We start from the raw sequence: 24,159 nt of genomic DNA, 5'->3' as shown, positions 1-24,159 counted from the left end.
AGACTTATTTCAAGGCTAGATAGTCGTCGAATGATTGATAGCCTGTCTCTGGCTTGTACAAATGGCAAGTATCGGTAATTTGCTTCATCAAAGCCCAAGAGAAGTTGCACTCGTCATGAGTGTAAAGTCCCCAATTTTGCTGAATGCTGTCATAAGCCAAGCGCAAATTGTAAGAGGGAATCGCAGTCGATATATGGTGGGGAACATGAACATTGATATCGTGGCATAGAAACTCTACCCAGCAAGGATAATTGCAGTGAACTGTACCAGATAATTGCGCGATCGCCACTTGCCATTTACTATCTTCTACAAACGCTATATCTGGCGCAGTATGATGAACATAAGTAAACGTACTCATCCAAAAATGGTACACCAACCAAGGCATCAACCAGAATTTTACTAATCCCCATAAGCCTACAGTAGCGATTAATGTCGGGAAGGCGATCGCAGCAAAAATTGCCACTACAGTTATAGATAATTTAACTTTGGAGCGATCTTTGGCGGCAAATTTGTCTAAGTTAAAGTGAGTCATTGCCCAATGTGCGATCGAACCTAGCCACCACAAGCGATTGACGGCAAATCCCTGAAAAACTTTTTGCCTAATATTTCCCCAACTTTCATACTCTTGGGGCGTAATCGGTCGCCAAGCATTATCTCGATCTAAGTTATTAGTATAAGCATGGTGGTGGTTGTGCTTTATTCTCCAGCTATGGAAGGGATAAATTAGTGGCAGCATAAATAAATGTCCCACCAAATCGTTTACCCAACGGCGTTTAGCAAAAGAACGATGTCCGCAATCGTGTGCAATTACAAAAAAGCCAGTTAACCCCGTACCTGTAAAAATCCACGCTAAAGGCAATAAATACCAGGGCGATAAAGCAATCCCCGCGTATCCCAAACTAACTAAAAGTAAATTAATCGCCGCTTTTGACCAAGCTTTGCGGCGATTCTGTTGAAAACACTCTTTGGGCAAGGTGTTGATAATATTTTTGAGGGTAATGTCCGCTTTAGGAACGGCAAGTTCTATTTTCTGGAGTTCGTCAATCGATGTAGTCATGAATACCTAAAAAAACACACTCTTCGCCAGCAAATAACTGTTTTCATGTCATTTGCTGATGAGACTCGCACTCAGAAGCGTCTTATAATAGAGCAGCAGCAAGATAAAGCTTAGGAGTTATGCCCCCAGCTATTACATCTAACAGCTAGTCACTTTCAAGAAATCTTCTATTAAGATATTTTAAGTTATTTTAAGTCCCAATATAACCAAATCTCGTTTAATTTCATCAAGTTCTGCTACTTGAGGCAAATGTCCCCAAACTTGGAAATTAAACAACTCAAATAACCGCAAACTAGGATGATTGTGGGCAAAAATAAAGCCTAAAAGCGTCTGCAAGCCCAAGCTAGGACTGTAGTCAATAGCTTGGCTAAGAAGTTGGTACGCCACGCGCTGACGTTGGTAAGCTGGATCTACATATATACTAATTTCTGCAGTTGCACGATAAGCTGGTCGTCCGTAAAATGGGCTAAAACTTAGCCAGCCAGCAATTTCTCCTTTTTGTTCCATTACCCAAATTGGGTATGTATGGGGAGAATGTTGCTCGAACCACTCTTGGCGGCTATCAACTGATATAGGGTTAAGATCGGCAGTTGCTAAACGGCTAGGAATTGAGGCATTGTAGATTGAGACGATCGCATAAAGATCGGTGGCAACAGCGTTCCTGATATACATATTAGAGGTAAATAAGATGAATCGGGCGATCGCTAGCAACTCCGCGCAATGGGATGCGGAACTTTACGACAATAAGCACGAATTTGTTTCACAGTTAGCTACAGATTTAGTAGAACTATTATCGCCCCAACCTGGAGAACGTATTTTGGATCTTGGTTGCGGTACGGGACATTTAACTGACAAAATTGCCTCTAGCCAAGCCGAAGTTGTAGGAATTGATAGCGCTGCAACTATGATTGAAAAAGCGCAGCGCAATTACCCTAATATACGTTTTGAAGTAGCAGATGCAGCAAATTTAGTATATACAGAGCAGTTTGACAGTGTATTTTCTAATGCTGTGCTGCATTGGATTAAGCCACCAGAAGCAGTTATTTTAGGTGTTTGGAATGCACTTAAGCCAGGCGGAAAGTTTGTTGCTGAGTTTGGCGGAAAGGGAAATATTAATTCAATTCTTACTGCCTTAAATAATGCTATTAATTCATTAGATTTGTCTAGCGATCGCGAATTAAATAACAACTATTTTCCTAGTATTGCTGAGTATGGTACTTTACTAGAGAATCAAGGTTTTAAATTTACATTCGCTAGCTTATTTGACCGTCCTACTCCATTAGCAGATGCAGAAGCAGGAATGTCTAATTGGCTAAAAATGTTTAGAGGTCAATTATTATCTACTTTTGCTGAAAACGTACAAGCAGAGATTATCGCTAAAGTTGAAGAACAATTACGTCCATCTTTATATAAAAATGGTCAATGGTTTGCAGATTACCGCCGCATTCGTATAGTTGCAATTAAAGATTTATGTATTTGAGATTAAGGTGGAAATGGGGAGCGATCGCCCTATTATTTATCTTTTTAATTAGCTGCAATCCTATAGTTAATAAATCGTCAAATTTAACAGTATCCGCTGCTGCTAGCTTGCAACAAGTAATGACAGAAATCCAACAAGCTTATATTGCTACGCAGCCGAATGTCAGGATTATTTATAACTTTGGTTCTTCTGGTTCCTTGCAACAACAAATCGAACAAGGAGCAAACGTAGATATATTTATTTCTGCAGGTACTCAACAAATGAATGCACTAGCCGATAAGGGTTTAATCATAGCTGATACGAGGAAAAATTTATTAACCAATCAAATTGTTTTGATTGTTCCCAAGGGAAATCAAGGGATTTCAGGCTTTCAAGATTTAGCAAGCGATCGCATTACAAAAGTTGCTATAGGCGAACCCAATAGCGTACCTGTAGGAAAATATGCAAAAGAAGTTTTAACCCGTTTTAAAATATTCGAGCAAGTTGAAAATAAACTTATTTTTGCTAAAGATACTAGACAAGTTCTAAACTATGTAGAAACAGAGAACGTTGATGCAGGTGTTGTTTACTTAACTGACGCTAAATCGTCAAACTTAGTTGATATTGTTGCAACTGCGTCAAACTCATTTCATTCTCCTGTAGTATATCCAATAGCAGTAATAAAAAATAGTAAAAACACTATCGCAGCCAAAGATTTTATTCAATTTTTAGATAGTAAAGCAGCTAGAAGTATTTATAACAAATATGGCTTTAATAAACCGAATGTAGAAGCAAATAAATAGAGACAAATTCTATTTGCTAGGTAATTTTAGATGAATTTCGATTTATCTCCACTATGGATATCACTTAAAACTACTTTAACAGCAACAACAATCACTTTTTTTATAGGAATTAGTGCGGCTTGGTGGGTATTTAATTATCGCGGCAAAAACAGAAATTTAATTGATAGTTTACTTACTTTGCCTTTAGTTTTACCACCTACAGTAATTGGCTTCATTTTACTATTGCTGCTAGGTAAAAATGGTTTGGGGCGATTATTACAACACTTTGGTATTACCTTAATTTTCACCTGGTATGCAACTGCGATCGCAGCTACAGTTGTAGCCTTTCCCCTAATGTACAAAACAGCATTAGGCACATTCAAGCAAATAGATGCCAATTTGCTAGCAGCGGCGAGAACTTTAGGCGCATCTGAGTTACGAGTATTCTGGCAAATTGCTTTACCTCTAAGCAAATCGGGAATTATTGCCGGAACAATTTTAACTTTTGCCCGCGCATTAGGCGAATTTGGGGCAACATTAATGCTAGCGGGTAATATTCCTGGCGAAACTCAAACGATTCCGACAGCGATATTTTTTGCAGCAGAAGGCGGTGAAATAGATCGCGCCGTAATATGGGTATTAGTTATCATCGCTATTTCTCTGGTAGCAACATTAGCTTTAAATGCTCAAGAAGATAGCAACCAAAAGAAACAAGCACCAAAGCGGTACTTATTGCCAAGTGAAAGAGAACTAAATGCCGTCAACAAATCTTCAGCTTCTTTAACAGTAGATATCCACAAACATTTACCCAATTGGACATTAACCGCCGATTTTAGCGCCGATAGTTATCCTTTGGGCATATTGGGGGCTTCAGGCGCGGGGAAAAGTATACTATTGCGTTGTATTGCAGGCTTAGAAACACCGAATGCAGGCTGTATTACTTTAGGCGATCGCATTTTATTTGATGCCAAAACACATATTAACTTACCTAGCTGCGATCGCCGCATCGGCTTTGTCTTCCAAAACTATGCTTTATTCCCTCACCTAACTGTCTGGGAAAATATCACTTTTGGTATCCAAAACTTGCCCAAAACCACCCGCAACCAGCAAGCAAGTCAATTAATTGCTTTAATGCACCTAGAAGGACTGCAAAACCGCTATCCTGATAACTTATCAGGCGGCGAACAACAGCGTGTTGCATTAGCGAGGGCTTTAGCAGTGCAACCACAAGTCCTTTTACTTGACGAACCATTTTCTGCTTTAGATACTCATTTACGCAGCCAGCTAGAAAAGCAGCTAATTTCTATCCTCAGCCAATATCAAGGTGTAACGCTATTTGTTACTCACAATTTAGAAGAAGCTTACAGGGCGTGCAAGAACTTGTTAGTGCTATCATCAGGTAAAATAGTTGCTAATGGCTCAAAAGAGCGGATTTTTGAACGTCCTGGCACGTATTTCGTTGCCCAGCTAACCGGATGTAAGAATTTCTCTGTTGCGCGTGCAATTGCACCGCAAAAAATCCAAGCTTTAGATTGGGGATGTACGTTAGACGTTATCGAACCTATCCCCAACCAATTGCAGTATGTAGGGATTCGCGCTCACCAGTTAATATTCTCAGCAAAAAGCGATCGCCCCAACACTTTTCCTTGCTGGGTGGTGCAAACTAGCGAAACACCCCACCGCATGACAATTTATCTCAAGCTACATCAGCCGCCCCATCACCAGGACGATTATCACCTGCAAGCAGAAGTATTTAAAGAAAAGTGGGCAAATTTGAAAGATAAACCCTTACCTTGGCATATTTATCTAGATCCAGGGCGATTATTTCTAACTACCGAATAATATTTAAATTTCATGAATATCCTGAGATTGCAGAGCGATCGCTTTATTGTGACTAATATCAGCTTCTTCCTGTCTGCCGATTTGCTCTAAAGCTACGCCTCGGTTATACCATCCCCAATAATTATCAGGTTGCAGTTCTAGCACTTTATCAAAAGCTGCGATCGCCGCCTCATAACAGTCTAACTTTCCTAGCGCTAAACCCATGCTATACCAAGCTTTACCGGAATCTGGCTGGACATCTAAAGCTCTTTGAAAACTATCAACAGCTTTTTCATAACTGCCCCAATCGCTCAAAATTAAGCCCCGATGATACCATGCTAAAAACGAATCTGGCTTAAATTCAATTGCCCGCTCGAAACTATTAAATGCTTCCTCAAACCGCTTCAACTGCCCTAAAGCCGTACCTCGATTGTACCAAGCCCAATAAGCATGAGGTTGGAGTTGCAAAGCGCGATCGAAACTAGCAACAGCTTTTTCATAACAGCCGCGATCGCTCCACGTAATGCCCCGATTGTGCCAAATTGTAGAGTTATCAGGACTAAACTCTAGCGCCCTATCAAAACTATTGATAGCCTCATCATAGCGACCTAACTTCCCTAGCGCTATACCGCGATTGTGCCACAACCAGCAAGCATCAGGGCGAATTATCAACGCTTTATCAAAGCTAGCAATTGCTTCAGTGTGTCTACCCAGACTACCTAAAGCAAAACCGCGTTGCGACAAAGCTTCGCTATAATCAGGTTTACATCTTAGCGCCCGATCGAAACTGGCGATCGCTGATTCGTACTTTTCTGCTTTAATTTGGTGTACGCCGTGATGAAAAAGAAATTCTGCTTCCAAGCTAGGGGTAAGTCTCATAAAATTTGGCATCATACTTAAGGATGATTTTATTCTCTAAGATTCCCAAAAAATGACCACGATCGATCAACAAAATTCAGAATTTCGCATCGAACGCGATTCGATGGGCGAATTGCCAATCCCCAACAGTGCTTATTACGGCATTCAAACTGTGCGGGCGATAGAGAATTTTCCCATTAGCGGCATCAAACCTTTGCCTACTTATGTAGATGCTTGCGTAATCATCAAAAAAGCTACAGCCCTTACTAATAGCGAACTTAGTTGCATTCCCGCAGACATTGCTCGCGCGATCGTCCAAGCGGCGGATGAAGTATTATCTGGTAAGATGCGCGATCAGTTTGTGGTCGATATATATCAAGCTGGCGCGGGAACTTCTCACCATATGAATATTAATGAAGTTCTCAGCAATCGGGCTTTAGAGATATTAGGCGATCGCAAAGGCAATTATCAACGAGTTAGCCCCAACGATCATGTCAATTACGGACAGTCTACAAACGATGTTATCCCTACAGCAATTAGAATCGGCGGCTTGCTAGCCCTAGCACACACGCTATATCCAGCTTTAGAGGAAGCGATCGCATCCTTAAATAATAAAGCTATAGAATTTCAAGATATAGTCAAATCTGGCAGAACTCATCTGCAAGATGCAGTACCAGTCAGGCTAGGCGAGAGTTTCCGCGCTTGGGCGCAAATTCTCATAGAGCATCAAAATAGACTTAAATTAGCAGCAGAAGACTTAACAAAACTAGGATTAGGCGGAAGTGCAGCCGGAACGGGTTTAAATACTCATCCTCAGTATAGCGATCGCGTTGCCCAAATACTATCAGAACTCCTAAGTCACTCCTTAAAACCAGCACCGCATTTAATGGCAGCAATGCAAAGCATGGCTCCATTTGTCAACGTTTCCGGTGCTTTACGCAACTTAGCTCAAGACTGTGTCAAAATATCTCACGATTTGCGGTTAATGGATTCAGGACCAAAAACTGGATTAAAAGAAATTCAATTGCCACCAGTACAGCCAGGATCGTCCATTATGCCAGGGAAATACAACCCTGTAATGGCAGAAATGACATCAATGGTATGTTTTCAGGTAATGGGATATGATAATGCGATCGCATTTGCCGCCCAAGCAGGGCAATTAGAGTTAAATGTAATGATGCCGTTGATTGCCTACAACCTCATTCACAGCATCGAAATATTAGGTAACACCATTAATGCCCTAACAAAACGTTGCATACAAGGAATTACAGCTAATAGCGATCGCTGTCTGGCTTACGCTGAAGGTAGTCTTGCTTTAGTTACAGCCTTAAATACACACATTGGTTATTTAAATGCCGCCGCAGTTGCCAAAGAATCACTAGAAACAGGTAAATCTTTGCGGCAAATTGTTCTAGAACGCGGTTTGATGAGTGCAGAGGAATTAGCTAAGGTATTAAACCTAGAACAAATGAGTGCGATGCCTACCTCAAATCCATAAAATATAAAAATTATGAATAAACCCTGCGTCAGTCTAATTCGCGCTGAATCTTACGATTTAGAATGCCTATCTAGAAATTTAGAAACCTTACTAGCTCCGCTAGGCGGGATCGAAGCTATTGTAAAAACAGGCGATCGCGTTTTACTCAAACCCAACCTATTAACTGGGGCGCGTCCTGGAAAAGAGTGTACCACTCGCCCAGAATTAGTGCATGCCGTAGCCCAAATGGTAATAGATGCAGGCGGTAAACCATTTTTAGGCGATAGCCCTGCTTTTGGTAGTGCTATGGGAGTAGCAGCAGCAAATGGTTACTTACCAATAATTGAGAAATTAAATTTACCAGTAATCGACTTTCACGGACAACGCTATCAAACCGCAGGCGAATTTAACCATCTGTTGCTATCAAAAGAAGCAATGGAGGCGGATGTCGTCATCAACTTGCCTAAAGTCAAATCTCACGCGCAATTAACACTAACACTGGGCGTAAAAAACCTATTTGGCTGCGTTCCTGGCAAGATGAAAGCATGGTGGCACATGGAAGCTGGCAAAGATCGTGACAGATTTGGGGAAATGCTAGTTGAAACAGCAAAAGCGATCGCCCCAAACTTGACAATTCTTGACGGCATCATCGCTCATCAAGGCAATGGACCTAGTGGCGGAGAACCGCGTCATTTGGGCATTTTAGGAGCAGCAAGCAATGTATTTGCGCTTGATAGAGTAATGGTATCTATCCTCGGTGTCGAGCCTTTTGCAGTGCCGACAATAGCCGCCCAGCAGCGTTTGGGACTTATAGGAGAACTAGCAGATATTGACTTTCCGCTTCTGCAACCTGCCGACTTACAAATTCACGATTTTTTGCTACCAGATAAGCTGATGCCGATTGATTTTGGAATGCCGCGCGTGGTTCAGTCTACTTTTAAGCACCTGTATATTAGATTTATTAAGGAGCCGATGACTAAATAATTCGTAATTCGTAATTCGTAATTCGTAATTTAAAGATATTTAATTTTTAATGGAGAACGATAAAAACGCCAAGCATCGCTCAAATCCTCTGATTGCTGAGAAACCGCCTTAGTTTGGCGGTTTTTTTATGAAGTTATGCGATCGCCTATATTTTTGGCTGCAAGTTGGGAAAACTAAGTCAGTCAAGCAGTAAATACGTGCTGATAGGAAGTTTTTTGACTTGAGATTGTTTGCTAGCAGACAGTCTTACTCAAATAACTAGCTAAAATAGTAATAGCAGGGTAGTGGCAACCAGAAAAAATACTTTTCTCATTGCCTCCCTGGGTTGAGTGGTAGGTTCGCAAATTTATATGGATTCAAGTAGTACCCCGTCTGTCAACTCCTCAGTAAGAGCTTCTCATCGGTTGGCAGACATTACAGGAACGGCGATCGCTTTAGTGACTTTGATAGTACCTTTGTGGGTAATCGGTCATTATTCATCAAGCCGTGCGATCGGGGAAGTACAACCAATTACCTATCAAAGAACTGTGACCAAATAATTCGTAATTCGTAATTTAAGAAGGTACAAGCAAGCGACGTTTTAGGAAAGAGGATTCTTGCCAAAAGCTCGTGTTCCCAAATTTATTTATGGGAAATCAAGAAATTAATTCATTATGTAAATCCCCGCTCTTTTAAGTATGGGGATTAACTGGTCACTGGTCACTGGTCACTGGTCACTGTTAACAGCGCCCATTTTAGCCTAGAATGCGTTTCCAGGGGAGCATTAAGCAAATGCTCCCTTCTAAGTTTTGTCAAGTGGAGAAATTCAGTGGATCTAAACCGCATTCCAGCCCAACCTAAACCAGGTTTAATTAATGTCTTGATTGAGATTGCTGCTGGTAGCAAAAATAAGTACGAGTACGATAAAGATTTACAAGCCTTTGCTTTAGATCGAGTGCTTTACTCATCAGTGCAATACCCTTACGATTACGGCTTCGTGCCGAATACTTTGGCTGATGATGGCGATCCGCTTGATGGTATGGTATTGATGGACGAGCCAACATTTCCAGGCTGCGTAATTGCCGCGCGACCAATCGGTATGTTAGAAATGATCGATGGTGGCGATCGCGATGAAAAAATTCTCTGCGTTCCTGACAAAGATCCGCGTTACGCTCACGTTCATTCTCTCAAAGATGTAGCACCGCACCGCTTAAACGAAATTGCCGAGTTTTTCCGCAGTTACAAAAACTTGGAGAAAAAGGTAACAGAAATTCGCGGTTGGCTAGATGTAGAAGAAGTTATGCCTTTGGTAGAAAAGTGCATCCAAGCAGGTAGCGAACAAGGACGCGATTCAGACTCAGAAACTACATAAGATTGCGGGAAATTTAGCCTACACTAAAAAATAGCTAGGGGAGTTAACAGTGACCAGTGACCAGTGACCAGTGACCAGGTAAAAGAGAAATAGGAAAATACTCTTTTCTAAGTAGCTGATAGCTAAGAACTGCTGATGGTGAGATAGTTAGTAGCTCGGACAATTAACAGTCACTAGCTATTAGTTCTTAACTGGTAACTGGTAACTGGTAACTGGTCACTGTTAACTCTTCCCCTTTTTGTCCCTTGAGTAAAGTAACGAGCTAGTAAATCAACAACTTAAAACTCAAAAATCAAAACTACTCTATGCATCGTACATTTTTGGCAGCCAAAATTCATAGTTGCACTCTGACAGCGGCGAATCTGAACTATGTAGGTAGCATCAGCATCGATCGCACTTTATTAGATGCTGCAGGAATTTTACCTTACGAGCAAGTGCAAGTAGTCAATGTAGCGAATGGAGAACGATTAATTACCTATGCGATCGCATCTCCAGCAAACTCTAGAGCTATAGAATTAAATGGAGCAGCAGCAAGACTGGGAATGCCTGGCGATCGCATAATCATTATGACTTACGCTCAGTTTAGCAGTGAAGAACTCCAAACTTACTGCCCGACAGTCGTTTTGGTAGACGGACAAAATAAGCTTGTGGAAGTACGTCGCTATGATGAACTGCTAGCTACCGTGTGAAAAGCTTTAGTTAAAAATGCTGGGAACTAAAGGTTGCAGTAAATATTAAATAAGTTTGAAGAAGCAATAGCGACTTCAAAGAGACTATAGCGATCGAGTATATTGGGAAAACAAGATTAAAAAATCGCTACTCATTGAGGAGGCGCTATTAGATTGTTAGCTTTTAGCAAAATAGCTGTTTGTTCGTAGTTAACGAAATACCTAATTGCTAAAACCTGACAGCACATACTAAACAGTTTGTAGGATGCAATGACCAAGCAACACCGCACCGTTTTGATTGTTGATGATTTTCCTCCAGATCGAGAAGTTTATAAACGGTATCTGCTAGCAGATGCAGAATTTACCTACACAATCGTGGAAAAAGAGTCAGCAGCAGGTGGGCTAGCATTATGTCAAGAGCAAGCTGTAGATGGAATATTGCTAGATTTTGGATTGCCAGATTTAGATGGATTAGAATTTCTGGGTGAATTAAAAGAGCAAGTAGGCGATCGCACTCCCCCAGTAATTATGATTACAGGGCAAGGAAACGAAGAAGTAGCAGCCCAAGCAATTAAAAACGGCGCAGAAGATTATTTAGTCAAAAATCATATAACAAGCGATCGCTTGCAGCTAGCAGTACGCAATGCGATCGAAAACTACAGGTTGCGGCAAAAATTGCAACGCAGTGAAGCTCGCTTCCGCACGTCGGTAGAAAATATGCTTGACTGCTTTGGCATTTATTCTGCTGTGAGAAATGAAGGTGAAGAAATTGTAGACTTTCGCATCGACTACCTCAACGCCGCAGCCCTAGAAAGCAATTGCATGAGTAAAGAGCAGATCGGGCAAAGCTTAGGAGAACTGCTACCAGCCCACTATCAAAGCGGATTATTTGCCCAATACTGTCAGGTAGTGGAAACAGGCGAGCCATTAATTAAAGAAGCGCTAATTTATAGCGATAAGTTCGGCGATCGCTATTTAACTAAATTTTACGATCTACGGGCAAGCAAATTAGATCGCGGAGTGATCGTTTCTTGGCGAGACGTTACAGAACGCGAACAAGCTGCAGCAGACAGAAAGCAACAAATCGAGCAAGAAAGAATTATTACCCAAATAGCCCAGCAAATTCGCGCCTCGCTCGACTTAGAGGCAGTATTGCAAACGACTGTAACCGAAATTCGCCAATTTTTGCATACCGATCGCGTCATTATTTTTCAAGTGCAAGCAGATGGAGGCGGTACAGCAATAGTTGAATCTGTGGGTGAAGGGTGGCGAAGTCTCTTATCATCAAACTTTTACGATCCATGCTTTGCCGATCGCTATATTGAAAACTACCGCCAAGGACAAATTTCCACAAAAACAGATATCTACGCCCCTGACATCGATCCATGTTATGTCGAGCTACTGCAACAGTTTCAAGTGAGAGCTTGCTTGGTTGCACCCCTAATTCAAGGCGAAGTCTTGTGGGGATTAATTATCGCTCATCATTGCGCCGCGCCGCGCCAGTGGCAACAGTTAGAAATAGAATTGATCCAGCAGCTATCAACTAGCATTAGTATTGCCATTGGGCAGTCAGAACTCTACCAAAAAGTTCAAAACGAATTAAAAGAGCGGCAAAAAGCAGAAATAGCCCTGCAACAGCAAACAGAACGCGAACGGCTAGTAAATGAACTCGCCCAGCGAGTAAGGCAATCGTTAGATTTAGAAATAGCCCTTGAGACTACTGTTGTTGGAGTGCGGAAATTTTTAGGATGCGATCGCGTATTTATTTATCGCTTTGCCCCTGACTGGAGCGGAACTGTAGTTGTAGAAGCAGTAGAACAAGGATGGCGGGTTCTCAAAGATGCTGTAATTGAAGATACGTATTTTAGCCAAACCAAAGGTGAAGACTATCGCCAAGGGCGCATTCAAGCTGTAACAGATGTATACGCAGCTAATCTAGCGCCCTGCCACGTAGAAATGCTCGCTCAATTTCAAATCAAAGCAAATCTAGTAGTACCGATATTGCAAGGCGAAGTATTGTGGGGTTTATTAGTTGCCAATCAATGCTCTGCACCTAGAAAGTGGGAATCAATTGAAATCGAACTGCTGCAACAATTAGCAACGCAAGTAGGAATTGCCATTCAGCAAGCCGACTTATTTAGCCAAGTTTCTAGCCAACTTCAAGAGCGGTTGAAAGCAGAAGCAAGCTTGCGCGAGAGCGAAGCAGGGCTGCGCCTAGCTCTAGAAGCCGCCCAAATGGGAACTTGGAACTGGAACATCCAAACAGGTCAAATTCAATGGTCGGCGAACATGGAAGCCTTATTTGGATTAGCTCCAGGAGAGTTTGATAGTTCTTTCGAGATGTTCGTCTCTAGGTTGCACCCTGAAGATTGCGATCGCGTCTTAGCAGCAATCAAGCACTCTGTAGATACAAAAGCAGAATACAACATTGAATTTCGGATTGTTTACCCTAACGGTCAAATTCGCTGGGCGCAGAGCAAAGGACAGGTATTTTACGATGATGGCGGGCAACCCTTGCGGATGGCTGGTGTCGATTTGGACATCACTAAGCGCAAGCAAACTGAAACAGCTTTGCAAGAAAACGAAGCATTATTTAGAGGCTTATTTGAGTCTGACTTGATGGGGATTGTGTTCTGGAATATGGCAGGTCAAATTACTGATGCCAACGATGCTTTTATCCGCATGACAGGCTACAGTCGCGCCGAAATGCAAGCAGGCAAAATCTTCTTCGACGATATTACCCCGCCAGAATATCAGGAAATAGAAGCAAATAAGTTCGAGATGCAATCTACAGGTTGTTACCATCCGATAGAAAAAGAGTATATTTGCAAAGATGGTACGCGGCTACCAATTTTAATCGGCTGTGCTTTTTTGCCAGGATACCCAGATCGCGGTGTGGCTTTTGTATTAGATATCAGCGAACAAAAGCATTTGAAGCAAGAACGGGAAGTTTTACTAGCAAAAGAACAAGCAGCACGGGCAGAAGCAGAAGCCGCCAACCGCAGTAAAGACGAGTTTTTGGCAGTGGTATCTCACGAACTAAGATCGCCTTTGAATGCAATTTTGGGCTGGGCAAAGTTACTGCGGACACGCAAATTCGATCGGGTAACTACCGAACGGGCGCTGGAAACTATTGAAAGGAACGCTCAAACTCAAGTGCAGTTGATTGAAGATTTGCTCGATGTTTCGCGGATGATTCGCGGCAACTTGCAGCTAACTATGGCTCCCGTACAATTAGCTACGTTGCTAGAAAATACTATTGATAGCATGAGTTTGATGGCGCAAGCCAAACAGATTCAACTTAGCTCCCAAATTGAATATAGCCAGGTGCAAGTATGGGGCGATCTTAGCCGCTTGCAGCAAATTATTACCAATTTAGTTACAAATGCCATTAAGTTCACTCCAGAGCGGGGGCAAGTAGAAATTTCTCTGCATACAGATGGTTCCTACGCTCAAATTCAAGTAAAGGACACGGGTAAAGGCATCGCGCCTGAGTTTTTACCCTATGTATTCGAGCGTTTTCGTCGTGCCGATAGCTCGACAAATCGCGCTAAAGATGGGTTAGGATTAGGGCTGGCGATCGCCAGTCATTTAGTAGAGTTACATGGCGGAACGATTTTTGCTGACAGTCCTGGCGTAGGATTAGGAGCAATATTTACGGTTACATTACCTATCCTTACCTCAACTAATTCAACTATTACGCCAGCAGAATTAGAAAATCAAATGTCATCTCCTTTAACTGGCGTTCGGATTTTGGTTGTAGATGATAATTTTGATAGTCTAGAATTTATTGCCTTTACCCTGGAAGAAGCTGGCAGCACAGTTAAAACTGCTGAATCTGGAGAAGCAGCATTAGCAGTTTTAGTGCAATTTCAGCCAGATATTCTCGTCAGCGACATTTCCATGCCAGAAATGGATGGTTATACACTGCTACGTCGAATTAGAGAACTTACGTTAAATAGACCAATAGGTGCGATTGCTGTTAGTGCTTTTGCTAAGGAAGAAGATCGCCAAAAGTCAATAACTGCTGGCTTTCAAAGCCATATCACTAAACCAGTGGAGTCATCAGAATTAGTTAATGCAATTGCTAGTTTGATGGCAACTTATAATTTAGAACTAACCTGCAAGTAGCCGCGCCATCTTTACCAATGAATGACAATCAAGCGATCGCCACAGAAACAATCGATCTGACAAATTGCGATCGCGAACCTATCCACATTCCTGGACTTATTCAACCGCATGGGGTGCTGCTAGTTTTGCAGGAGCCAGAATTAAAAATCATTCAAGTTAGTGCTAATTCTGACTTGCTGCTAGGGCGATCGCCAGAACAATTAGTTAACACTGCATTAGTAGATTTACTTGGCAAACAGCAAATTCAGGCAATTTATCAATTTTTACAGGCAGATTTTGAAAACGTTAATCCGTTAAAGATAGCTATTGAAGCTCAAAATAAAACTAGCTTCTTTGATGGGATTATTCACAAATTTGATAGCAATCTAATTTTAGAATTAGAGCCAGCTAAAACAGAAAATCATACCGAATTTTATAAATTTTACAGTTATGTTAAAAGCACTATTGATAAATTGCAAAGCGCAACAAACATAGAGCAGATTTGTCAAGATATTGTTAAAGAAATTCGTAAATTAACGCAGTACGATCGCGTTATGGTTTATCAACTAGATGCAGACGGAGCAGGCTGCGTAGTTGCGGAAGACAAGCGATCGGACATAAAACCTTATCTAGGATTGCACTACCCAGCAACAGATATTCCCGAACAGGCAAAACAATTATATACTCTTAACTGGCTGCGTTTGATCCCTGATGTTAATTATCAAAGTGTAAAAATTATTCCGCAGTTAAATCCAGTTAATAACAGCCCCGTAGATTTAAGCCTAGCAGTGCTAAGAAGCGTCTCGCCAATACATATTGAATACCTGCAAAATATGGGCGTGCGGGCTTCTATGTGCGTGTCCCTAATGAAAGATAAGCAACTATGGGGATTAATTGCTTGCCACCATCAAGAACCCAAATATATTAGTTATGAAGTGCGGACAGCTTGCGAGTTTTTAGGTAAAGTTATGTCGATGCAATTGGTAGCAAAAGAAGAAAACCAAGACCTCGACTATAAAATGAAATTGAAATCGATAATGTCAAAATTTATCGAATCAATCGGACTGCAAAATAATTTGTTTGATGGCTTAGTAGCACTCAAAGAAAATTTATTAGAACTAGCTGGCGCTCAAGGGGTAGCAATTTGCTGGGATGATGAATTTTGTGTTGCAGGCAAAACCCCAAATCCAGAGCAACTGCGCGACTTAATGCAGTGGATAGAAACCAAACAAGACAATTTATTTCATACCAATGCTCTATCTCAAGTTTATCCAGTTGCAGCAGAATACAGTGATGTTGCTAGCGGATTAATAGCCTTAGCCATATCGAGAGTAAATAGAAACTATATTTTATGGTTCCGCCCAGAAGTAGTCCAGACAGTTAATTGGGGTGGAAATCCCCACAAACCCCTTGAAGTAGATGAAGACGGGGGATTGCGACTAACGCCGCGCAAGTCATTTGAATTGTGGCAAGAAACAGTTAGAGCTAAATCTTTGCCTTGGAAACCATGCGAACTTGAGGCAGTTTTGGAATTAAGAGGCGCAATTGTCAGTATCGTACTCCGCCAAGCTGATGAATTAGCAAAAATCAATATCGAATTAGAACGCAGCAATACAGAACTAGATGCCTTTGCTTATATTGCTTCCCATGACTTAAAAGAGCCGCTTCGGGGCATACATAACTACTCTAATTTTCTCATTGAAGACTACGCTCAGATTTTGAACGAGGAAGGCGTATCTAAGTTGCAAACCTTGGTACGCTTAACTCAGCGCATGGAAGACTTGATCAATTCGCTATTGCATTTTTCGCGGTTGGGAAGAGTAGAATTAGCAATTTCTGCCACTGACTTGAATATAGTTGTGCAACAAGTTTTAGATTTATTAAGCGCTCGGATTGAAGAGACAAGCGCCAAAATTGATATTCCCAGAGCGCTACCGATAATAAATTGCGATCGCGTCCAGGTAACAGAAGTATTTAGTAACTTAATAAGTAACGCAATCAAGTATAGCGATCGCCCGCAAAAATGGGTAGAGATTGGCTACCTCGATGCCGAAACAGAATCGCCTATAGTTTTCTACGTCCGCGACAACGGTATTGGCATCAAAGAACGTTACCTAGATAGTATATTTCGCATCTTTAAGCGTCTACACGGGCAAAATCAATACGGAGGCGGTACGGGTGCGGGCTTAACTATTGTTAAAAAAATTGTCGAGCGTCATGGCGGTAAAATTTGGGTAGAATCTACCTACGGACGAGGTAGTACGTTTTACTTTACCTTGCAAGCTTGAGCTAATTCATGACACCAAATCTTGCTGAGTCATTGTTAGTGATTGAAGACAGCGATGAAGATTTTGTAGCCTTCGTGCGCGTCGCCCGCAAATCGTCAATTACAAATCCGATTTACCGCTGCTGTGATGGGGAGGATGCATTAGACTTTCTCTACCATACAGGTAAGTATGTAGATGCTAGCAAAGCACCGCGCCCAGCAATGATTTTGCTCGATCTCAATTTGCCAGGAATGGACGGACGAGAAGTTTTATGGAATGTAAAGCAGGACCGGGACTTACAATTAATTCCGATTGTAGTTTTTACTACATCGTCTAATCCGACAGATGTGGAAACTTGCTACCAAAAGGGTGTCAATGGTTACATTGTTAAGCCCATCGATACTACAAGGCTAATTTGGACTGTGCAGCTATTTATCAATTATTGGTTCGAGGCTAGCGTTTTACCCCATCAAATAGAGGGATAGCAAAAGAGAGTAGACCTCTTGGATAAGTCCATTAATTTCAACGGACAAGGAAGCAAGGGGAGCAGGGGAGCAGAGGAGAAGATGGATTGCTAATTTACAGAGCGTTGCCTACTTTTGCAAAAAGTCTATTTTTAGTTGCGATCGCTACAAATTCACTGGTTCTGCAAGTATTGATGAACGATTGCCACAGCTTGCTCTACACCATTTTCACTGCTAATTTTCCGACCGAGCAAAGCGGCTTTTTGTTGCATCTGTGTATCGCTGGTAGCGACTTTAATTGCATCTGCGAGTGATTCAACTGTCAATTGTTTTCTAGGAATTGGTTTTGGACTGACTCCAAGCCGATACAAACGATTAGCCCATCCAGCTTGATCTGCGAAATAAGGAACAACTACGGCAGGAATCCCAGCGCGGCACACAGCCGCCGTTGTGCCTGAACCCCCGTGATACACAACCGCTTTTACTTGGGAAAATAACCAACTATGGGGAACTGCATCAACGATAAAGATTTGTGCTTTTAGATCGTCGGGAATTTTTATTTTTCCTAGTCCACCCCAACCCGAAAGAATAACTGCACGTTGCTTTGATGCTAAAAGTGCTGCTAGCACAATGTTGGTTAATACTTCAGAACTTGCATCAATCATACTGCCAAAGCCAACGCAAATAGGTGTTTCTCCAGCGTCTAAAAATTGAGTGAGGGCGGCGGGAGGTTCGTAGTGTTCTAAGCGATCGAGAAACCACACCCCAGTTAGGTAAATTGAACTACTCCAGTCTTTAGGTTTGCTGACAAGAGACGGGCTAACTCCATACAGGATAGGCAAAAAAGAGAGATAGCGGGGGCGATCGCGTCTAAAGCGTGGACCGAGTGCTGGCAGTTTTGGCAAGCCCCATGCTTTTCTAACGCTGTTAGTAACTGCGCGACCTTGCCATGTCGATAAAAGTTCTATCAAAATATAGCTGCTATAGTTGAGCCAACCTTTGGCTAGATTCGCCTTGGGTTCTTCACTAAATTTGAGAAAAGGGAAACTCCGAGTAGCACTGAGGGGAATTGTTGAAGCTAGAAAAGTGGGAACCTCTAATCGTTCCGCAACATGATATCCCCAAATTGCCAAATGATTAAAAATCAAGACCTCTGTTCCTTCAGCCGCAGCCAGCGCATCGTTCATTTGCTGTTTTAATAAGTCATCTTCAATTAACTTGGCAGTTTCGCCTTGCAGTATCTTCTGTCCTGATTCTGAACTTAGCAAGAGGCGATAATCTCCAGCGATCGCCGCAAAATCTAGACCTAAACCACGCACAAAATTTTCAAAGTTATAATTTGTCGCAACTGTAACTTGATGCCCAGCTTGCTGCAATCCTAAAGCCAACGCACAGTACGGGTAGATATCTCCGGTTGAACCAATTGCTAAAACTGTAATTTTATGCGATTGAATCATTTGACCTGTTAGTTCGATATTAAGCTTGAGAAGTCTGCAAAAGTTTGAATAGTTACGAGCAGCAACTTAACTGCTTATTAAACAACGTTAAACGGTTGATTGTGGCAAAGCGGCGAAGTTTTACAGCCAAGTTCAGACCATTCGCCCACAGGATTTTTGAACTTCACCAAGTTTTTCATTTATGTATAGAACCTTGAAATCCATTCTTCCTTAACTTGACTCACTACCGATGAATCTTTGAGCAATTTTAATTAAGATTTATGAATTAGTGAATAGAGGTGCTTGAGTGGGCAGCGAGCAGGAAACAGCAAACAAAGAAGGCGCTTTAGTAGAGTTAGAACACCTCAGTAAGACGTTTCAAGAAGGCGAAACGCAGCGCACAGTGTTAGACAGAGTGTCGCTGACAATCTTACCTGGAGAATTTATTGTGCTATTGGGAAATAGTGGTAGTGGTAAAAGCACATTGCTCAATCTCCTCAGCGGAATTGACCAACCCGATCGCGGCGTAATTAAGATTAACGGGCTAGCGATCGCCGAAATGAACGAGCGATCGCGCACGCTATTGCGTCGAGATCGCATCGGTTTTGTGTTTCAATTTTTTAACTTGATTGCCACGCTCACCGTTTTAGAAAATATCACGTTGCCGCAGGAACTTGCAGGAAAATCGACCAAAGCAGCGCAAGCATCCGCACTCAGACTGTTAGAACAAGTAGAATTGGGCGATCGCCAAAATACATTTCCCGATAAGCTGTCGGGCGGACAACAGCAGCGCGTAGCGATCGCCCGCGCCCTCGCTCACAATCCGCAACTTGTGTTAGCTGACGAACCAACTGGAAATTTGGATGCAGAAACAGGTAAAAAAGTGCTGCAAATATTACTAGACTTGACGCGCAAAACAGGGAAAACGTTAATTATGGCAACTCATAATCCAGAGATTGCCAAATTCGCCGATCGTGTGCTGCGGGTGCAAGATGGGCAACTAATACCAGTGGCTATCGAGCCTGACAAGCTAACTGAAGTTGCTGCGTGAAAAAATCAGCTATGATATCAACTTCTCCCACCGCCATTACTTCTAATCGCCCGTTGTGGCGACTTGCTTGGCAAAGGCTCAAACTCCGCCCTTTACCTTATATTCTCTGCGTTCTGGGCATTGCCCTCGGCGTGGCGATGATGGTGTCAATCGATTTAGCCAACGGTTCTGCACAAAGAGCATTTTCCCTTTCCACCGACGCGATTACTGGAAAAGCTACCCATCGGATTGTCGCGATCGCACCAACTGGAATTGATGAAACAGTTTACGCCCAAATTAAGCGTCAATTTAGCCAGATCGATGCCGTCCCCATCGTCGAAGGTTATGCCAAAGTAAATGAATTAGGCAGTCAGCCATTGCGCTTAGTTGGTGTAGATTTATTTGCAGAATCGCCGTTTCGGGGCTACTTCGATGATGTAGGCAGTAGCGGCAATGGATTTGTCAGATTTTTGAGCGAGCCAAATGCGATCGTGCTGGCAAAAGAAACTGCCGATCGCTATAACGTGCATTTGGGCGATCCACTCCACCTAGACATTGCTGGGCAAGCAAAAACAGTCAAATTAGTAGGAACAGTTGCAACTAGCGATGCCCTCAATCGCCGCGCGTTGAGCAATTTTCTGTTCGCGGATATTGCTACGGCGCAGGAGATATTAGGACAAGTCAGACGCTTGAGCCATATTGATTTGATTGTGCGCCAAAGTGAAGATTTAGATGCGATCGCTAGCACCTTACCATCGGGAATTCAGATAGAAACCGCTGAGGCACAAAAGAACGCAGTCCAACAAATGACAGCAGCGTTTGAGTTAAATTTGACGGCTCTAAGTTTGCTGGCGTTGGTAGTGGGAATGTTTTTAATTTATAACACTGTTACTTTTAGCGTCGTGCAGCGTCGCCCGTTGTTTGGTATTTTGCGTTGTATTGGCGTTACTCAACGCCAGCTATTTACACTGATTTTGGCTGAAGCAGCGATTTTTAGTATTGTCGGCTCAATTATTGGTGTCGGTTTAGGCATTGTGCTGGGGCGCAGCATTGTCGGCTTAATCACCCAAACTATCAACGACTTTTACTTTATTGTCACCGTCCAGCAAGTCACCTTGTCTAACCTAACAATTGCCAAAGGATTAATTATCGGCATCGCCTCTGCACTGCTAGCATCAGCATTGCCTGCAATTGAGGCAATGAATTCAACTCCTAGTTTGACGCTGCAAAGATCGACTTTGGAAAGTAAAGTGCGATCGCTACTGCCTATTTTAGCGATCGCGTGGTTGGGCATAACCGCAGCTGGAATTGGCTTATTAAGGTGGCAATCTGGCGGCTTAATCGCAGCATTTGGGGGCTTATTTGCAGTGTTATTAGGTGCAGCACTTCTGACACCGCCGTTAATAACCATACTGATGCAGGGATTGGCAGCAATTGGACAGCAAACGCTGGGGATTTTTGGCAAGTTAGCGCCACGCGATATTTTGCGATCGCTCAGTCGCACGTCTGTCGCGATCGCTGCATTGATGGTTTCTGTTTCTGTCATTGTTGGCGTGTCGATTATGGTTGGTTCGTTTCGCGGTACTGTGGTGCAGTGGTTGGATCAAACTTTGCAAGCAGATATTTATGTTTCGCCGCCTACTACAACTGCAAATCGCGTATTAGGCAAAATTGAGCCGTCAATTGTCCAAGAAATAGAGACATTTCCAGGTATTGCTAAAGCCGTGACGTACAACGATGCAGACGTGCAGGTAGTAGATTACAACAAGCAAGTTAAGCTAATTGTTGCCGATGGGGATGTATCTCAAGGCAAACGTCCTTATGCCTGGATTCGCCCTGACATTGGCAAAGATCCTTGGAATGCTCTGGATGCAGGTAGAGGTGCGATCGTTTCCGAAGCCTTGCTTTTGCGGGAAAACGTTTCTGAACCACCCGAAACAATTACGCTGCTAACACCCGAAGGCGATCGCACGTTTCCCATTTTGGCAGTTTACTACGATTACTCATCCGATCGCGGCACAGTTATTCTCGACAACGATTTATACGAGCAGTTTTGGCATGATGCTAGCATTGCTTCGTTGGGGTTATTCGTGCAGCCAAATGTAGATGTGGAAACTGTGGTTGAAGCGATTCGCGAGAGATTTAGAGAGCGACAAAGCCTGTCTGTACAGTCAAATGTGACATTGCGACAAGGATCGTTAGAGATATTCGATCGCACATTCGCTATCACCGATGCGTTGCGCTTGCTGGCGGTTGTAGTGGCATTTATTGGCGTTCTCAGTACATTGATGAGTTTGCAGCTAGAAAGAACGCGCGAAATCGGCATTCTGCGGGCGATTGGCATGACACCGCGCCAGTTGGGAGCCTTGACGCTACTAGAAACTGGGTTGATGGGGGCGATGGCAGGAATATTTGCTATGCCCTTGGGGTATGCGTTGGCATGGATTTTGATTTATGTCATTAACGTGCGATCGTTTGGTTGGACATTACAAATGGCGCTGGAAGGGCGATATTTCGCTCAAGCATTGTTGGTGGCGATCGTTGCCGCATTGCTAGCTGGAATGTATCCAGCGTTTCGCTTGGGAAGAATGAATATTGCAACTGCGGTGCGACAAGAATGAGATTTATATTGATTCTGTTTGTTTTTTGTATTTCTTTATTTGTGCAGCAACCAGTTTGGGCAAGTAGCACTCAATTAGAGTGGTTAGATTTGCCTGCAAGTTCTACTGGTTTTCGCAAAGCCATGACACCGCGAGAATGGCATTTTCCCGCAGATTTTGGACCTCACAATGAGTATCAAACTGAGTGGTGGTACTACACGGGAAACTTAGCAACTCAAGAAGGTCGTCCATTTGGCTTTCAACTGACGTTTTTTCGGCAAGCATTAACATCGCAGCCAGAAATTACACTTTCCCAATTGCGGAGCAATCAGATTTATTCGGCACACTTTACAGTTAGCGATATTCAAGATCGACACTTTTACTCATCCGAGCGATTTAGTCGCGCAAATATCGAGCTTGCTGGTGCAGAAAGTATGCCGTATCATGTTTGGCTGCAAGATTGGTCAGCAACCGAACTAGAGCCAGGTAAAGTGCGCCTGCAAGCCAAAGCGGTAGATACCGCGCTGGATTTAGTCGTAAGTCAAAATTTACCGCCAATTTTACAAGGCGATCGCGGCTTGAGCGTGAAAGGATACGAGCCTGGAAATGCGTCCTATTACTATTCTTTGGTACAACAGCCGACAACGGGAACGCTAACGATAAATAACAAAATCTACACCGTAAATGGAATTAGTTGGAAAGACCATGAATATTCAACCAGTGCCTTAACAGCAGGAACAATAGGCTGGGATTGGTTTTCTATGCAGTTTGATAATGGAGCAGCTTTGATGCTCTATCTATTACGCCGTGAAGATGGAACGCTAGAATCAACCTCGGCTGGAACTTTTATTGCCGCCGATGGTACGACACAGCCACTAAGCGCTCAAGATTGGACGGTGAATGTACTAAATACTTGGAAAAGCACCAAGAGTAAAGCCGTTTATCCGGCAAAATGGCAGATTGAAATTCCCAAGTTAAATTTGACAGTGCAGGGAAAATCGATGCTTGCAGATCAGGAGTTAAATACTTCTACTGCGACATATTGGGAGGGTGCGGTAGCGTTTACAGGTAGTTGGCAACAACAGCCGTTACGCGGGAAAGGCTATGTAGAATTGACTGGATACGCCAATCGATTAGATAGCCTATTAGCCGAACGCACACCTTGAGCGAGTGAGTTGTTGTATATACAGGCGCTTTTTTGTTGATGTATGTTTGGATAAAAGCGATCGCTATCTTAGTATAAGAGCCTAAAAAGTATTTAAATCGACCATTTTTGAGTTATCAAGTTAGGCACTTGGTTAAAGTCTTGCAAATTTATAGTTACAAGAATTCCATTGTGAGCCAAAGTGATTGAGGCAATACGTAGGTCTTGTGTCCCTACTTTAATCCGTTGAGCCTTGAGCGATTGATAAATTGCACAAGACTCGGCATTGTATTTAAGTACCTGGAATTCAGACAGCAGCATTATTGTCTCTACCAAACGTTGATATGCATTCGTTAACGCCGACCCATCTTTTGATTTTGCTTCCGCTACCTGTGCTAAACGCCTTTTTACTTGCTCTTCAACATTAATTGCGGTTGTTGCTATTTGTTCAGAATTTGCTTGTAATTGAGCAATGACTTGTGGATGATTGCGTCCATACAAACTCAAGTGGTCTGTATCTAGAATATGAGCCTATCCCACTAATATAAAAATCTGAGCTAGAATCAACGTAAAGGAGAAATAGACAGAACAAAGAAGAAGGAAAATGGCAGGTAGGTTTGAGGGGTTGAGCGACTTGGAATGGAAGTTATT

At 42.6% G+C, this 24,159-nt stretch carries 19 protein-coding genes; 14 read left to right on the top strand and 5 right to left on the bottom strand.

The genetic code is table 11. The features are described 5' to 3' along the window. Nucleotides 1–4 precede the first annotated feature (4 nt). Together UH38_RS08210 and UH38_RS08205 are read right to left on the bottom strand one after the other, a co-directional pair. A complete protein-coding gene (locus tag UH38_RS08210) occupies nt 5–1,057 on the bottom strand; it encodes a fatty acid desaturase (RefSeq protein ID WP_045054170.1) in 1,053 nt (350 codons plus the stop codon). Nucleotides 1,058–1,237: 180 nt separating this feature from the next. After that, complete coding sequence (locus tag UH38_RS08205) at nt 1,238–1,729, bottom strand: GNAT family N-acetyltransferase (protein ID WP_045054169.1); 492 nt, start codon at nt 1,727–1,729, stop codon at nt 1,238–1,240. A gap of 16 nt (nt 1,730–1,745) precedes the next feature. On the opposite strand from UH38_RS08205, the gene UH38_RS08200 reads away from it, so the two are divergent. The 3 genes from UH38_RS08200 to modB are packed head-to-tail and all read left to right on the top strand — an operon-like array spanning nt 1,746 to nt 5,140. Next, nucleotides 1,746–2,537, top strand: a complete 792-nt coding sequence (locus tag UH38_RS08200) for a class I SAM-dependent methyltransferase (RefSeq protein WP_045054168.1) — start codon at nt 1,746–1,748, stop codon at nt 2,535–2,537. Further along, nucleotides 2,528–3,319 (top strand): molybdate ABC transporter substrate-binding protein, encoded by a 792-nt coding sequence (gene modA, locus UH38_RS08195; protein WP_052672310.1) that lies wholly within the window; start codon nt 2,528–2,530, stop codon nt 3,317–3,319. The genes UH38_RS08200 and modA overlap by 10 nt, the downstream gene beginning before the upstream one ends. A 30-nt stretch (nt 3,320–3,349) precedes the next feature. Next, nucleotides 3,350–5,140, top strand: coding sequence for a molybdate ABC transporter permease subunit (gene modB, locus UH38_RS08190; RefSeq protein ID WP_045054167.1), 1,791 nt, complete (start codon nt 3,350–3,352; stop codon nt 5,138–5,140). A gap of 3 nt (nt 5,141–5,143) precedes the next feature. Here modB and UH38_RS08185 read toward each other — a convergent pair whose 3' ends face one another. Beyond that, on the bottom strand, nt 5,144–5,998 hold the full coding sequence (locus UH38_RS08185; RefSeq protein ID WP_052672309.1) for a tetratricopeptide repeat protein: 855 nt from the start codon (nt 5,996–5,998) through the stop codon (nt 5,144–5,146). A gap of 52 nt (nt 5,999–6,050) precedes the next feature. On the opposite strand from UH38_RS08185, the gene UH38_RS08180 reads away from it, so the two are divergent. The 8 genes from UH38_RS08180 (at nt 6,051) to UH38_RS08150 (ending at nt 17,319) form a co-directional block, all read left to right on the top strand. Then, nucleotides 6,051–7,475 carry an aspartate ammonia-lyase gene (locus tag UH38_RS08180; protein WP_045054166.1) on the top strand — a complete coding sequence of 475 codons (1,425 nt, stop codon included), beginning with the start codon at nt 6,051–6,053 and terminating at the stop codon, nt 7,473–7,475. Nucleotides 7,476–7,487: 12 nt separating this feature from the next. Continuing rightward, nucleotides 7,488–8,438, top strand: coding sequence for a DUF362 domain-containing protein (locus UH38_RS08175; RefSeq protein WP_045054165.1), 951 nt, complete (start codon nt 7,488–7,490; stop codon nt 8,436–8,438). 350 nt (nt 8,439–8,788) lie between these two features. Further along, nucleotides 8,789–8,977, top strand: coding sequence for a hypothetical protein (locus tag UH38_RS25295; RefSeq protein WP_072044897.1), 189 nt, complete (start codon nt 8,789–8,791; stop codon nt 8,975–8,977). A gap of 269 nt (nt 8,978–9,246) precedes the next feature. Continuing rightward, the gene (locus UH38_RS08170; RefSeq protein ID WP_045054164.1) at nt 9,247–9,789 is read left to right on the top strand and encodes an inorganic diphosphatase; all 543 of its coding nucleotides are present in this window, start codon (nt 9,247–9,249) and stop codon (nt 9,787–9,789) included. A 305-nt stretch (nt 9,790–10,094) separates the two neighbouring features. Beyond that, nucleotides 10,095–10,478 carry an aspartate 1-decarboxylase gene (gene panD / locus UH38_RS08165; RefSeq protein ID WP_045054163.1) on the top strand — a complete coding sequence of 128 codons (384 nt, stop codon included), beginning with the start codon at nt 10,095–10,097 and terminating at the stop codon, nt 10,476–10,478. A gap of 249 nt (nt 10,479–10,727) precedes the next feature. Next, entirely contained in the window at nt 10,728–14,588 is a 3,861-nt protein-coding gene (locus UH38_RS24735; RefSeq protein WP_052672308.1) for a GAF domain-containing protein, read from the top strand. 17 nt (nt 14,589–14,605) lie between these two features. Continuing rightward, nucleotides 14,606–16,855 carry an ATP-binding protein gene (locus tag UH38_RS08155; protein ID WP_045054162.1) on the top strand — a complete coding sequence of 750 codons (2,250 nt, stop codon included), beginning with the start codon at nt 14,606–14,608 and terminating at the stop codon, nt 16,853–16,855. An 8-nt stretch (nt 16,856–16,863) separates the two neighbouring features. Continuing rightward, complete coding sequence (locus UH38_RS08150) at nt 16,864–17,319, top strand: response regulator (protein WP_045054161.1); 456 nt, start codon at nt 16,864–16,866, stop codon at nt 17,317–17,319. 152 nt (nt 17,320–17,471) lie between these two features. Here the strand turns inward: UH38_RS08150 and UH38_RS08145 are convergent, their stop codons facing one another. Next, nucleotides 17,472–18,755, bottom strand: a complete 1,284-nt coding sequence (locus tag UH38_RS08145; RefSeq protein WP_045054160.1) for a glycosyltransferase — start codon at nt 18,753–18,755, stop codon at nt 17,472–17,474. 286 nt (nt 18,756–19,041) lie between these two features. Here UH38_RS08145 and UH38_RS08140 point away from each other — a divergent pair, with 286 nt between their 5' ends. From UH38_RS08140 to UH38_RS08130, 3 genes are read left to right on the top strand one after another with little or no spacing between them, the layout of a single operon-like run. Continuing rightward, complete coding sequence (locus tag UH38_RS08140) at nt 19,042–19,785, top strand: ABC transporter ATP-binding protein (protein WP_045054159.1); 744 nt, start codon at nt 19,042–19,044, stop codon at nt 19,783–19,785. Nucleotides 19,786–19,796: 11 nt separating this feature from the next. After that, nucleotides 19,797–22,385, top strand: a complete 2,589-nt coding sequence (locus UH38_RS08135) for an ABC transporter permease (protein ID WP_045054336.1) — start codon at nt 19,797–19,799, stop codon at nt 22,383–22,385. Then, nucleotides 22,382–23,530: a lipocalin-like domain-containing protein gene (locus UH38_RS08130; RefSeq protein ID WP_045054158.1), complete on the top strand. Its 1,149-nt coding sequence runs from the start codon at nt 22,382–22,384 to the stop codon at nt 23,528–23,530. The genes UH38_RS08135 and UH38_RS08130 overlap by 4 nt, the downstream gene beginning before the upstream one ends. Before the next feature lie 92 nt (nt 23,531–23,622). Here UH38_RS08130 and UH38_RS08125 read toward each other — a convergent pair whose 3' ends face one another. Continuing rightward, nucleotides 23,623–24,015, bottom strand: a complete 393-nt coding sequence (locus tag UH38_RS08125; protein ID WP_200892355.1) for a type II toxin-antitoxin system VapC family toxin — start codon at nt 24,013–24,015, stop codon at nt 23,623–23,625. Nucleotides 24,016–24,159 lie beyond the last annotated feature (144 nt).

The organism is Aliterella atlantica CENA595, from assembly GCF_000952155.1.
GTDB classification, from domain to species: Bacteria; Cyanobacteriota; Cyanobacteriia; order Cyanobacteriales; family Chroococcidiopsidaceae; genus Aliterella; species Aliterella atlantica.
This window is presented reverse-complemented; position numbering and strand designations above follow the sequence as displayed.